We start from the raw sequence: 13,272 nt of genomic DNA on the forward strand, positions 1-13,272 counted from the left end.
CTTCACCCATTGTTTTGCGTTTTCCTCGTTGTTGGGGGCGCGGTCCCTTTTTTTCCCTTTCAATACCCCGGTGTCGGCCCGCCCCGCCGCCCCCACTACCGGGGATTCTTCAGAGGATCCCTAGTACCGCGCGCGCTTCGGTTTGCTTCTCGTGATCAGACATCCGTATCCTCCAGGGTGTGCGCGGTGGTCAGGGATAGACCTGTTTCTCGCCGTCGGAATGCACAACGACCACGCGTGATCCGTCGTACGGGAGGTGCACTTCCGCCTGCCACGCGTCATCCAGTGGGATCACCGATCTGGCCATGGGTTCGCAGGGGGCACCCACTGCGCAGCGTCCAATGACCACGCGCAATGTGTCGCCGACGCGCTCGTAATCCACGCCGCCGGAGTAATGGCTGCTTTCAGGCTGGACCTTGTAACGCAGGGCGATCCCGGTTGCTGCGTACTTCTGGACGCTGATGGGCTCGACCATCGATTGCGGATAAACCGGATTCATCCTTGTTCCTGAGCATGCGGGAAGGGCGATGACGAAAAGCGCTGCCATTGCCAATGCTTTGAATGCAGGTTGGCGTGGCTTCCTGAGTGACATGTCCACAACGGGCCCTTTGTGTCCATCCATGAGCTGCGATCCTGTCATGTTGTGCATTTCAAGTACAGGTGCTCAGGAGATGTATTGGCCGATGGAACATCGAGCGTTGTGATGCCCGCGATTTCCCAATGGCGGGCTGTATCAAGGCTGGATCGGGCCCGGATTGATCGTCAGGCCCATGATTTCCCGGGTTCGTTCAATGGTCATGTCGTTCCAGCGCCATCATTTCAAACAATTCTGATGGTGTGCGGCTCTGGTTCCCAGTTAGCGTTCTCTCTCTTTGCAGGGAGCAACTGGAACATGAATAGCAGAGACGATGTGGTCATCCGTTTGCATCATATCCTCATGTCCGCCGGCACTGGCACGGCAAAGCAGCTGGAAGCGGTGCGTGCGCTCGGGCGAGCGGGTGGTCCTAAGGCCGCGTTGTTGATCCAGGAGGTCTATCAGGACCCTTTCAGCGGGTCAGCGCTGCAACTGGCCTGTGTAGCGGCGCTGGGCGAGGCTGCGCGCGGCTGCAGGGACGGCGCAGACGGCGGCGGCTGAGTGCCGCCCGGTCCGACCGGCATGCCGTTGCCGGAAGCATCATCCCGCCGCAACGCGGCCGCGCTATGCTGCGCGCCTGCCGTCCACTGCCGCCGCGATGAAGCTCGCCATCCTGTCCCGCAACAGCTCGCTGTATTCCACCCGCCGGCTGGTTGAAGCCGCGCGTGCACGCGGCCATACCGTGCGCATCCTCGACCCGCTGCGCTGCTATATGCGCATCGCCGCCGACGGCTTTTCCATGCACTACAAGGGTCGGCCGATGACCGGCGTGGATGCGGTCATTCCCCGCATCGGCGCCTCGGTCACCCGTTACGGCACCGCCGTGCTGCGCCAGTTCGAACTGATGGGCGCGCGTACTCCCAACCCCTCCGATGCGATCCTGCGCTCGCGCGACAAGCTGCGCGCGCACCAGTTGCTGGCGGCCAAGGGCATCGACATGCCGGTCACGGTGTTCGGCGACAACCCGGATGACACGGTCGACCTGCTGTCCATGCTCGGTCCGCCGCCGCACGTGGTGAAGCTCAACGAGGGCACCCAGGGCCGCGGCGTCATCCTCACCGAAAAGGCCAGCGCCTCGCGCGGCATTGTCGAGGCCCTGCGAGGCCTGTACGCCAATTTCCTCATGCAGGAATTCATCGGCGAGGCCAAGGGGGCCGACCTGCGCTGCTTCGTGGTGGGTGACCAGGTCGTGGCGTCCATGCAGCGCCAGGCCCCGGAAGGTGATTTCCGCTCCAATCTGCATGCCGGTGGCACCGCGGTGGCGGCCAAGGCCAGCCGGGCTGAACAGCAGGTGGCGGTGCGCTCGGCCAAGGCCCTGGGCCTGTCGGTCTGTGGGGTCGATCTGATCCGGTCCGAGCGCGGGCCGCTTGTGCTGGAGGTCAACTCCACCCCCGGCCTGGAAGGCATTGAAGCGGCATGCAGCGTGGATGTGGCCGAGCGCATCATTGCGCATGTCGAGAAGATTAAAAAGCTTTGAATATCAGTAGCTTGTAATTTTTCTGAGTATTGCTGGCGAGGTTTAACAAGCCTTTAATCGGTTCCGGCGTAGGCTTCAGTCAACCGCAGCTCTGCCTCTCAGCAGGATCGGTAATCGGGATACGACTTCAGGCCCAGGCGGGTAGACCGCCTGGGCCTCTTTTTATTGCCCGTCGCCAGCGGCGGCAGCCCGTGCCAAGGGTCCCTTGTGACGGCGCGCGGTGCCTCGTAGAGTTGGGCCTTCGTTCCGGGATGGATCGGGAGGTTGGCGATGTACCGCATCACGATGATGGTGTTGTTGCTGGGCCTGTCTGCAGCCGTTCAGGCTGCATCGGAAAAGCCTCTGGTCCAGATGGACATGCAGGGCCCGGTGGCCGAACAGGTCCGCCAGGTCGAAAAGGCGCTGAACAACGGGGAGTATGCCGAGATTTCAGCCGACGACCGCGCCCAGGTGCAGCAGTCGCTGGAGCGCATCACCCAGCGTATGGGTGAGCACAGGACCGCGCAGGAACTGCCCGCCGCGGTGCAGAACGAGCTCTTCAACGATCAGGAGCGGATCAATATACTTCTCAGCCGGGCCCATGCCGACAGCCGGTTGATCTGCCAGTACACGCGCACCACCGGCAGCAACATGCCCAAGAGCCGCTGCCTGACCGTGGCCGAGCGCCGTCGGATCGAGGAAAAGGGCAAGGCGCTGCTCAACGACGAGCGCAGCTACAAGACGCTCTCACCGCCGCCGGCAGGGCGCTGATCCACCGCCATCGGTCACCCTGCCGGTGGTCCCTTGCCGGTGCATCTGCCGCTCCGTACAGTGGCGCACTCTTCATGGATGATGGAAAGGAAAACCATGCAACGCATGACCTCGTTTGCCCTCGCGCTGTCCATGGGATTGGCGCTGGCGTCCACCGCCCAGGCCAAGGATGACAACGACGCCGATGTGACGTTCGATGCCACGCTGCCGGTTGCCGCGCAGGTGGGCGCCATCGAAAAGGCGCTCGGTTCCGAGCATTACAGTGAGATCAGCAAGGACGACAAGGCCGCCGTGCAGCAGGCCCTGGACCGCATCCAGACCCGGCTGGGCGACCAGGACCGGGTGGACGCACTGGAACCGCAGGACCGTGCGGAAGTTCTCAAGGACCAGGACGTGGTCAACAGCCTCCTGGCCCGGGCCAGGGCCGACAGCCGGGTCAGCTGCCGCCGCGAGCGCCTGACCGGCAGCAACATGGCCCAGCGCGTGTGCATGACCACGGCCCAGCGGCGCAGGGCCGAAGAAGCCAGCCGCAAGGCCATGGAAGACAGCAGCCGCTCCGGTGGTGGCCGGCCCTGACTGCATTGCCCGATCTTCCGTACGAAATGTTAAGAATGGAACCTGTATCGTTCAGCGGGTAGACGTCACGTCCACCTGCCCGGGTGCATCCTCAGCCGGCGGGCTTGGCATCCCCCGACGACCCTTCAAGACCCAGAGGTCCCAGTGCGTATTCTCGTAATCGAAGACAACAGCGACATCGCAGCCAACCTTGGCGATTACCTCGAGGACCGTGGGCACACGGTGGACTTCGCTGCTGACGGGGTGACCGGCCTGCATCTGGCGGTGGTGCACGAGTTTGACGCCATCGTGCTGGATCTCAACCTGCCGGGCATGGACGGCATCGAGGTCTGCCGCAAGCTTCGCAATGAAGCACGCAAGCAGACCCCGGTGCTCATGCTCACCGCGCGCGACTCGCTGGACAACAAGCTGGCCGGTTTCGATTCGGGCGCCGACGATTACCTGATCAAGCCGTTCGCGCTGCAGGAAGTGGAAGTGCGCCTCAACGCCCTGTCGCGCCGCGGCAAGGGCGTGCAGACCCGCGTGCTGGAAACCGGCGATCTGGAATACAACCTGGACACGCTGGAAGTGCGCCGCCAGGGCAAGCTGCTGCAGCTCAACCCGACCGCGCTGAAGATCCTGCAGGCGCTGATGGAAGCCGCTCCGGCAGTGGTCACCCGGCAGGAACTGGAAACCCGCGTGTGGGGTGAAGAGCTGCCCGATTCGGATTCCCTGCGTGTCCACATCCATGGCCTGCGCGCAGTGGTCGACAAGCCGTTTGAAGTGCCGCTGATCCAGACCCGCCATGGCATCGGATACCGCATCGCAACCCCGGAAGCCTGATTCGGTGGCAACCCGGGGGGATCGTCGGCGCACGCCCTATCGGCGGCGCCTGCGCAGTCGCATCATTGTCTCGTTCGTATTGTTGGGCTTCTGCCTGACAACATTGTTTGCGTTCGCCACCAACTGGGCCCGCATGCGCGTGGAAACCCAGCTGGTGGAAGACGTGATGAACCGCAATATCGACGAGTATGCGCGACGCTATTACGAGGATCCCCAGCGCAGCCCAGACCTGCCGGTGCAGCAGATCCGTGCGTTCGCCTACCCGAAGGACAAGTTCGAGCGGGTGCGCGAGGAGCGGGCACAGTGGGCGGCGTTCAACGATGGCATCCATACGGTCACCGGTGACGAACACGGTGAGCAGTACTCGTACAAGCTGGCCGTGCGCAAGACGCCCGACGCCTGGTTCTTCCTGGCCTACGACATGACCGACAGCGTGCGCGGTGGGCAACAGCTCAACCGCGCGCTGGTGTTGTCGGTGCTGTTCTTCAGCCTGTTGTCGCTGGTGCTGGGCTGGTGGTCGGCCTCGAAGGTGATGAAGCCGGTGTCCGACCTGGCCGCACGGCTGCGCGCCTACCGCGGTGGCACCAGTGATCCCGAGCCGCTGGCACCGCGCTTCCCCGATGACGAAGTGGGCCAGTTGGCGCAGGCGCTGGATGACTATTCTTCGCGCCTGACCGAGGTGGTGCAGCGTGACCGTGAGTTCAATGCCGACGTCAGCCACGAACTGCGCACGCCGCTGGCGGTCATCCGTGGCGCGACCGAGCTGCTGCTGACCCGCCCGGGGCTGGATGAGAAAGTGCTGCAGCGCCTGCAGCGCATCCAGCGTGCCGAACAGCAGTGCAGCGATCTGATCGGTGCCTTGCTGCTGCTGTCGCGCAACGAGCGCGGGCAGGGCACCAGCAACGTGGCGCGCGTGGCCGAGCAGCTGCTGGACGCGCACCGTGCGCAGCTGGGAGGCAAGCCACTGGAGCTGGTGCTGGAAGGCGAGCGCGATCTGGTGATCGACGCCCCCGAGGCGGCGCTGTCGGTGGCGCTGGGCAACCTCATCGGCAATGCGGTGAAGTACTCGCAGGATGGCAGCGTGCGCGTGCACGTCAGTGCCAATGCGGTGTCGGTGACTGATAGTGGCCCGGGCCTGAGCGAAGAAGACGCGGCCAAGCTGTTCCAGCGTGGCTACCGCGGCACCCATGCCGGGCACTCGCAGGGCGGCGGGATCGGTCTGTCGATCGTCAGCCGCCTGTGTGATCTGTACGGGTGGCAGGTCAGCGTCCGTCCCGGTGGGGATCGTGGCGTCATCGCGACGTTGACGTTCTCGCCAAAGCCGCTCTGATCGGGGCATTCACGTATGGCGTGGATCTGCACGTAGCCCCGCTCTGGTAGATGCCAACCTTGGTTGGCAGCAATGCAGTCGAGCGTGGCTGGACTCTACGGTTGCTCTTATCTTTCCACCCCGGTCACGCAGCGCGCCGGAACGCTTCAGTAGAGCCGAGCCCATGCTCGGCTGCATTGTGGTGGGCGAGGACCGTTGGTTCGCATTGCCGTTGCTCTCATCCACGCATGGCGTGGATCTACCGGACCTTCGGGTCGCCGGGAATCGGGGTCGAGGTGCCCAGCGCCTCGATCACATACAGCCGCTTGACCAGCACATACAGCACCACCGTCAATGGTGCGGCCAGCAGCACCCCGGCCGGGCCCAGCAGAGCGCCGATGCCGAACAGCGAGAACAGCAGCAGGGCAGGGGGCAGGTCTACCGCGCGCTGCTGGATGAGCGGCTGCAGCAGGTGCCCCTCCAACTGCTGTACCACCACGAACAGCGCTACCGTGGCCAAGGCGATTTCCGGGCTGACCGTGAAGGCCAGCAGGATGGCCGGCACAGCGGCCAGGATCGGGCCGACGATGGGCACGAAGTCCAGCAGCGCAGTGATGATGCCCAGCCCGAAGGCCACCGGTACGCCCAGCGCCCACAGGCCCAGGCCAGTGAGCAGGCCGACCACGGCCATGGCCAGCAACTGGCCGCCCAGCCAGGCTTTCAGTGCATAGCCGCTGGCGTTCAACGCGTCATCCACTGCCGGGCGCTGCCGCGTCGGCAACAGTTTGAGCAGCCCCGTGCGGTACAGCGTAGGCTGTGCCGCCAGATAGATGCCGCCAATCAGCACCAGGAACAGATCGGCCACGCCGCCGGTTGCCGACATCGCCAGCGCTCCGGCCCGGGCGGCCATGGTCGAAATGCTGGACTGCGCGTTCTGGGTCAGCTCGTGGACGGTAGGACCTGCCGGGCTGTTGGCCAGCCAGGTCTGGAAGTTCTCCCATGCCGCCGGCAACGTCTGCCGCAGCGTGGCCACCTGCGCACCCAACTGCGAGCCGAACAACCACATGGCCAGCCCGAACAGCACCGCCAGCAGCACCACGGTCAGGCCCAAGGCCCAGCCCTCCGACAGTGGCGTGCAGCGCAGCACCAGGCCGACGATCGTGCGCAGCAGGGCCGCCACTACGACCGCCCCGAAGATCAGCAGCATCAGTTGCGACAGTTTCCACAGCAGCAGGCCCAGCGCGATCAATGCCAGGGTAACCACCACGCGGGCGGTGTAGGAACGGAGGGAAGCAGAGGGCACGGGCACTCTCACAGGCAGGCGCAATGACAGGCGCAGGACCATAGCTGGGCGCGTGAGAAGACCGTGTGTGTCTGCGGGGCTACAGTGGCCCCGCGATGCCTGCGTCAGCGCGCAGCCAGTGCCAGATAGCGTGTGTGCAGCGCTTCCACCTGCGCCTGCAGGTCATCGGGATGGCCGTCGTTGACCACCACATCATCCGCCAGTGCCTGGCGCTGCACGCGACTGGCCTGGGCGGCAATCATCTGGTCGGCCAGTGCCGCATCAATGCCGTCGCGCTGCATCAAGCGGGCGTGCTGCACGGCCTCGGGGGCATCGACCAGCAGCACCCGGTCCAGCCACGGGTAGGCCGTGCGGCCGCCGACTTCGGTCAGCAGCGGAATGGCCGCCAGCGCATAGGGGCTGGCCGCCTGTTCGCATTGCTGCTGCATCAACCGGCGGATGGCCGGGTGGGTGATCGCCTCCAGCGCGGTCCGCTCGGCAGGGTCGGCAAACACATGGGCCCGCAGCCGCGCCCGGTCCAGGCTGCCATCGGCCTGCAGCATCTGCGCGCCGAAGCGCTCGGCGATGGCGGCCAGGGCGGGGCTGCCGGTGGCAACCACCGCGCGGGCGGCCAGATCCGCGTCGGCCACCACGATCCCCAGCGCCTCGAAGCGCCGGGTGACTTCGCTCTTGCCGGCGGCGATGCCACCGGTCAGGCCCACCACATAGCGGCTCATGGCGGTGCCGTCAGCGCAGCCCGCTCATGACCAGGTACTGGTTCACCAACGGCTCGCCCCACATGAAGTACAGCCAGCCGGCCAGCGCCAGGTAGGGGCCGAACGGGATCGGCGTGGCCTTGTCGCGGCCGCGGGCATACAGCCACAGCGAGCCGATGACGGCCCCCAGCACCGACGACAGCAGGATGATGGGCAGGATGCCCTTCAGCCCGCACCACGCGCCCAGCGCGGCCAGCAGCTTGGCATCGCCGCCGCCCATGCCGTCGCGGTTCTTGATCAGCTTGTAGGCCTTGGCCACCAGCCACAGGATGAGGAAACCGGCGGCCGCACCGATCAGCGCCGGTTTGGCGGGCATGTACAGGTTGTCCATGCTGCCCACCAGGCCCAGCCACATCAGCGGCAGCGTTATCTGGTCCGGCAGGTACTGGGTGCGCAGGTCGATGCCCGACAGGGCAATCAGGAAGCAGGTCAGCACGATGGCGCCGAAGCCCTGCCAGCCGAAACCGAACTGCCACACGCAGGCCAGCACCATCACTGAGGTGAGCGCCTCCACCAGCGGGTACTGGATGGAGATGGGAGCCTTGCAGTGGCGGCACTTGCCGCCCTGGACGATCCAGCTGAACAGCGGGATGTTCTCGTACCAGGACAACTTGTGCTTGCAGTGCGGGCAGTGCGACGGCTCGACCACGATGCCCGGTGGAGGCGGGTCATAGATGTCCGGCTGCTCCAGGACCTCACGCGCGTCGCGCTTCCACTCCCACATGATCCGCTTGGGCAGACGCAGGATGACCACGTTGAGGAAACTGCCCAGTAGCAGCCCCAGGGCGGCCGCAGCGGGATAGCCGAGGCCGGGATGCTGGTCGAGAAATGCCATTGTTACCTTTAGCCGACGACGGCGCCGAGTTTGAAGATGGGCAGGTACATGCCGATGACCATACCGCCGACGATGGTGCCGATGAAGACCATGATCATCGGTTCCAGCAGGCTGCTCAAGGCATCCACGGCATTGTTGACTTCCTGCTCATAATACTCGGCCACCTTGAACAGCATGGCATCCAGTGCGCCGGCTTCTTCGCCGATGCCGGTCATCTGGACGACCATGTGCGGGAACAGGTTGGTCTGCTTCATGGCCATGTTGACCGGGTAGCCGACCGACACGTCATCGCGAATGCGCAGGACCGCCTCCTCGTAGACCTTGTTGCCAGTCGCGCCAGCGACGATGCCCAGCGCTTCCACCAGCGGCACACCGGCCTTGAAAGTCACCGCCGTGGTACGGGCGAAGCGGGCGATGGCGCTGTTGTTCATGATCTGGCCGATCACCGGCACCTTCAGGATCAACCGATCCATGGTGTGCTGCATCTTAAGGGATCGCTTGTAGGCCATGACAAAACCGACACCGGCGCCGCCCATAATGATCGCTATCAACCACCACCACGAGACCATGAAGCGGGACAGGTTGACGATCAACTGGGTGAAGGCTGGCAGTTCCGCGCCGAAGCTCTTGAACACGTCTTCAAACTGCGGAACGACAAAGATCAGCAGGATGGCGGAGACCAGCAATGCTACTACCACGACCATCGCTGGATAGAAGAGCGCCTTCTTGATCTTGCCCTTCAATGCTTCGATGTTCTCCTTGTACGTGGCCACCGTATCCAGAACGGTTTCAAGTACGCCGGCGCCTTCACCAGCGCGCACAAGATTGCGATACAACTCGTCAAACTGTACCGGGTACTTGCTGACGGCCTCGTACAGCGACGAACCACCCTCGATATCGGTGCGGATACCGTCGACCATCTTCTTCATGCGCGGGTTCTTATGACCGCTACCAATGATGTCCAGTGCCGAGACGATCGGCACGCCGGATTTCATCATCGTGGCCATCTGCCGACTGAAAAAGGCAATGTCTTTCGGGCTGACAGGCTTGCCGGCTTGGCCGAAGAGCGGTTTCGGCTTGAGCTTGACCTGGCCGGGATTGATGCCCTGCCGGCGAAGCTCAGCGCGGACCAGATTGGCATTTTTGGCCATCTGCTCGCCCTTCATCTTCACGCCGCGCTTGTCGGTCCCCACCCAGACAAACGGCTGCAGATCCATGGTGCTTCGCGCCACGGGCTCTTTCTTGATTGCACTGCGACTGACTGACATGTTGGCTCCCCAAGGCCCGCCATCCCCAGGCGGGCATCATGGCCGGGGATGTTAGCCGGTTCCGAGCCCTTCGTGGGGGCCACCAACGTGACGTGCCGCAGGGTTTTCGGCGCGCTGGGGCAGGAGGTGACGCACTGCGTCACATTGACGGGTCCATCGCATTTCTTGTTCAGGGGACTTCACATACAAGAAATTGCTGCCATCATTGGCGCCGGGGAAATCCAGGGGGAGGCGTGCCGGGGTTGGCACGCAACCTGCGTTGATCCACCCGCAGGGCGCGGGACCCGCTCAACCGGCTACCGGCCGGACCGCTCCGGCGCACTGAACTCAACCACCAACTATCTTGGGGATGTACACATGAAGAACCAGAAGGGCTTCACCCTTATCGAACTGATGATCGTCGTTGCGATCATCGCCATCTTGGCCGCCATCGCTCTGCCGGCTTACCAGGACTACACCGTCCGCGCTCGCGTTTCGGAAGGCCTGACCTTGGCGTCTGCCGCTAAGACCATCGTGGCTGAAAATGCCAGCAACGGTTCCGCTGATCTGGGACAAGGCTATGCGTTTGATAGTAGTGATGCTGCCACCAAGAACGTTGATTCGATCGCGGTTGCAGCCACCACTGGTGTGATCACCGTGGGCATGAAGAGCAACGCTAAGGACGTTGAGTTCACTCTGACCCCGAACAGCGGTGGTGCAGCCCTTAAGGCTGGCGATGTCCCGGGTGACGTAATCGTGTGGACTTGCGAAGTTTCCAACGCGGCCAACAACAAGTATGTTCCGTCGGAATGCCGTAAGGGTAGTGCCTAATAGCTATTGAATCAATGACGCGCTTTGACCGCGTCTGAGATTCAGAAGGAAGCCCCTCAACCGCAAGGAAGGGGCTTCTTTTTTTTGGGGTGTCATATCGACATCTGAGCATCATCCTCGAGGGGAAGAGGAATGAACAAGGGTTTTACGCTCATTGAGTTGATGGTTGTTATCGCAATCGTGGCGATTCTGACGGCAATAGCTATGCCTGCCTACCAGGACTACACAGTCCGCGCACGTGTTGCCGAAGCGCTGGTGGTGGTGGGTGCCTACAAGTCGTTGGTTGCAGAGAATGTCGCTGCACAGGCCAAGCTTTCCTCTTCGGCGTGCGACAACATGTCTGACACAGGCGGTAAGAGCGGGAATGTCGAATCCATAGAGTGTGAGGGTGATGGCGTTCTTAAGGTCATTACGACGGATCGAGCTGGTGGAATCGAACTTCTGTTAACTCCCTCTCTGGACGGGGATTCGGCTATCGTGTGGACGTGCTCGATAAAGGCAGGCGAATTCAGTCGTGTCCCTGCAGAATGTCGAGGCTAAGGGGCCAGTAGGGTTGGATTCCATTCCGACATTTGGAATTAGTGGGAGCCACGTCTGGCTGAGTCCACATCAAGGCAGGTAGTCCATGCCACGTGCCTGCGGTCTATCGCGCATCCTGACGTGAGCTTGGCGGAAGGGGCGCTGCGCTTCCATTGCCTGTTTTCCAACCGCAAGTAGTCCGGTAATCTGCGCAGGGGAGTAGGAGCGCACAGATGAACACCGTAATCAACGCCAACCTCGTCGGCATCACCGGCCTGGCCCGCCGCCTGGTCCAGGACGGCGCGCTGGATGAAACCGCCGCCCGTGACGCCATGGCCAAGGCCGCAGCGGCCAAGCAGCCGCTCCCGACCTGGTTCGCCCAGAACAAGCTGGTCAGCGCCTCCCAGTTGGCGGCGGCCAACGCGGTCGAGTTCGGCATGCCGCTGTTCGACGTGTCCACGTTCGACGCCAGCCAGAACGCCATGTCGCTGGTCAGCGAGGAACTGCTGCGCAAGCACAACGTGCTGCCGCTGTTCAAACGCGGTGGCAGGTTGTTCGTTGGCACCAGCAACCCGACCCATTCGCTGGATGAGATCAAGTTCCACACCAATCTGGTGGTGGAGCCGATCCTGGTCGATGAGGACCAGATCCGGCGCACGCTGGAACAGTGGCATGCCAGCCACGACACGCTGGGCGATTCGCTCGGGGGTGACGACGATGGCATGGCCAACCTCGACGTCTCCGGTGGCGATGAGGACATGTCCAGCAGCGACAGCGGCGTGGACGCCAAGGGCGACGACACCCCGGTGGTGAAGTTCGTCAACAAGGTGCTGGTCGATGCGATCCGCAAGGGCGCGTCGGACATCCACTTCGAGCCTTACGAAGATGATTACCGCGTGCGCCTGCGCATCGACGGCCTGCTGAAGATGGTTGCGCGCGCACCGGTGAAGTTGAACCAGCGCATTGCCGCGCGCCTGAAGGTGATGGCGCAGCTGGATATCGCCGAGAAGCGTGTGCCGCAGGACGGACGCATCAAGCTGAACCTGTCCAAGACCAAGCAGATCGATTTCCGCGTTAGCACGCTGCCGACGCTGTTCGGTGAAAAGGTGGTGCTGCGTATCCTCGATGGCAGCGCGGCCAAGCTGGGCATCGACAAGCTGGGTTACGAGCCGGAGCAGCAGAAGCTTTTCCTGGAGGCCATCCACAAGCCCTACGGCATGGTGCTGGTGACCGGCCCGACCGGCTCGGGCAAGACGGTGTCGCTGTATACGGCACTGGGCATCCTCAACGACGAGACGCGCAACATTTCCACTGCCGAAGACCCGGTGGAAATCCGCCTGCCCGGTGTGAACTAGGTACAGCAGAACAACAAGCGCGGCATGACCTTCGCGGCGGCGCTGCGTTCGTTCCTGCGACAGGATCCGGACATCATCATGGTCGGCGAAATCCGCGACCTGGAGACCGCCGAGATCGCGATCAAGGCAGCGCAGACCGGCCATATGGTGCTGTCCACGCTGCATACCAACGATGCGCCGCAGACCATCGCGCGCCTGATGAACATGGGCATCGCGCCGTACAACATCACCAGCTCGGTGACGCTGGTGATTGCCCAGCGCCTGGCACGCCGCCTGTGCAGCAACTGCAAGCGGCCGGCCAACCTGCCCGCGCATGCGCTGCTGGCCGAGGGCTTCACCCAGGAACAGCTGGATGCGGGCATCGACCTGTATGAGGCCGTGGGCTGCGATGAATGCACCGAGGGCTACAAGGGCCGTACCGGTATCTACCAGGTGATGCCGATGACCGATGAGATTTCGACGATCATCCTGGCCGGTGGCAATGCGCTGCAGATTGCCGAGGCGGCACAGGCAATCAAGGTGAACGACCTGCGCCAGTCGGCGTTGAAGAAGGCTGCGGCGGGTGTGACCAGCCTGGCCGAGATCAACCGCGTCACCAAGGATTGATCAGCGTCGGAACGTAGCGGTTGTAGCGCCCGAGCCGATGCTCGGGCGGCGGCGCAGCCGACACGGCAGCCGAGCATGGGCTCGGCTCTACTCCATCCTCGGCTTTTTCAGCTTGTGACGCGGCGCGTCACCAAGGATTGATCAGCGTCGGAACGTAGCGGTTGTAGCGCCCGAGCCGATGCTCGGGCGGCGGCGCAGCCGACACGGCAGCCGAGCATGGGCTCGGCTCTACTCCATTCCCAGCTTTTTCAGC

At 63.4% G+C, this 13,272-nt stretch carries 13 protein-coding genes and 1 pseudogene; 9 read left to right on the forward strand and 5 right to left on the reverse strand.

Annotation, left to right across the window (positions count from 1 at the left end):
* Positions 1-190 precede the first annotated feature (190 nt).
* Positions 191-499 (reverse strand): hypothetical protein, encoded by a 309-nt coding sequence (locus tag ACQKDV_RS11780; protein ID WP_427783923.1) that lies wholly within the window; start codon positions 497-499, stop codon positions 191-193.
* Between the two features lie 204 nt (positions 500-703).
* On the opposite strand from ACQKDV_RS11780, the gene ACQKDV_RS11785 reads away from it, so the two are divergent.
* The 6 genes from ACQKDV_RS11785 (at position 704) to ACQKDV_RS11810 (ending at position 5,589) form a co-directional block, all read left to right on the forward strand.
* Positions 704-1,135: a hypothetical protein gene (locus ACQKDV_RS11785; protein WP_427783924.1), complete on the forward strand. Its 432-nt coding sequence runs from the start codon at positions 704-706 to the stop codon at positions 1,133-1,135.
* Positions 1,136-1,232: 97 nt separating this feature from the next.
* Positions 1,233-2,111 (forward strand): 30S ribosomal protein S6--L-glutamate ligase, encoded by an 879-nt coding sequence (rimK, locus tag ACQKDV_RS11790; protein ID WP_427783925.1) that lies wholly within the window; start codon positions 1,233-1,235, stop codon positions 2,109-2,111.
* Between the two features lie 270 nt (positions 2,112-2,381).
* Positions 2,382-2,861, forward strand: coding sequence for a hypothetical protein (locus ACQKDV_RS11795; RefSeq protein ID WP_427783926.1), 480 nt, complete (start codon positions 2,382-2,384; stop codon positions 2,859-2,861).
* Between the two features lie 105 nt (positions 2,862-2,966).
* Positions 2,967-3,437 (forward strand): hypothetical protein, encoded by a 471-nt coding sequence (locus ACQKDV_RS11800; protein ID WP_427783927.1) that lies wholly within the window; start codon positions 2,967-2,969, stop codon positions 3,435-3,437.
* Positions 3,438-3,581: 144 nt separating this feature from the next.
* Positions 3,582-4,259, forward strand: coding sequence for a response regulator transcription factor (locus ACQKDV_RS11805; RefSeq protein WP_005410804.1), 678 nt, complete (start codon positions 3,582-3,584; stop codon positions 4,257-4,259).
* On the forward strand, positions 4,222-5,589 hold the full coding sequence (locus tag ACQKDV_RS11810; RefSeq protein WP_427783928.1) for a sensor histidine kinase: 1,368 nt from the start codon (positions 4,222-4,224) through the stop codon (positions 5,587-5,589). Before ACQKDV_RS11805 ends, ACQKDV_RS11810 begins: the two co-directional genes overlap by 38 nt.
* A 238-nt stretch (positions 5,590-5,827) precedes the next feature.
* Here the strand turns inward: ACQKDV_RS11810 and ACQKDV_RS11815 are convergent, their stop codons facing one another.
* From ACQKDV_RS11815 to ACQKDV_RS11830, 4 genes are all read right to left on the reverse strand, one after another.
* A complete protein-coding gene (locus ACQKDV_RS11815; protein ID WP_427783929.1) occupies positions 5,828-6,871 on the reverse strand; it encodes an AI-2E family transporter in 1,044 nt (347 codons plus the stop codon).
* A gap of 104 nt (positions 6,872-6,975) precedes the next feature.
* Positions 6,976-7,587 carry a dephospho-CoA kinase gene (gene coaE / locus ACQKDV_RS11820; protein WP_427783930.1) on the reverse strand — a complete coding sequence of 204 codons (612 nt, stop codon included), beginning with the start codon at positions 7,585-7,587 and terminating at the stop codon, positions 6,976-6,978.
* A gap of 10 nt (positions 7,588-7,597) precedes the next feature.
* Entirely contained in the window at positions 7,598-8,461 is an 864-nt protein-coding gene (locus tag ACQKDV_RS11825; protein ID WP_324810235.1) for an A24 family peptidase, read from the reverse strand.
* Between the two features lie 8 nt (positions 8,462-8,469).
* Complete coding sequence (locus ACQKDV_RS11830; protein WP_427783931.1) at positions 8,470-9,729, reverse strand: type II secretion system F family protein; 1,260 nt, start codon at positions 9,727-9,729, stop codon at positions 8,470-8,472.
* Positions 9,730-10,086: 357 nt separating this feature from the next.
* Here ACQKDV_RS11830 and ACQKDV_RS11835 point away from each other — a divergent pair, with 357 nt between their 5' ends.
* The 3 genes and pseudogenes from ACQKDV_RS11835 (at position 10,087) to pilB (ending at position 13,019) form a co-directional block, all read left to right on the forward strand.
* Complete coding sequence (locus tag ACQKDV_RS11835; RefSeq protein WP_427783932.1) at positions 10,087-10,539, forward strand: pilin; 453 nt, start codon at positions 10,087-10,089, stop codon at positions 10,537-10,539.
* 132 nt (positions 10,540-10,671) lie between these two features.
* The gene (locus tag ACQKDV_RS11840) at positions 10,672-11,079 is read left to right on the forward strand and encodes a pilin (protein WP_427783933.1); all 408 of its coding nucleotides are present in this window, start codon (positions 10,672-10,674) and stop codon (positions 11,077-11,079) included.
* 212 nt (positions 11,080-11,291) lie between these two features.
* Positions 11,292-13,019: pseudogene (gene pilB, locus ACQKDV_RS11845) on the forward strand (type IV-A pilus assembly ATPase PilB).
* Positions 13,020-13,272 lie beyond the last annotated feature (253 nt).

It is taken from the genome of Stenotrophomonas sp. NPDC077659 (assembly GCF_050268705.1).
Lineage (GTDB): Bacteria > Pseudomonadota > Gammaproteobacteria > Xanthomonadales > Xanthomonadaceae > Stenotrophomonas.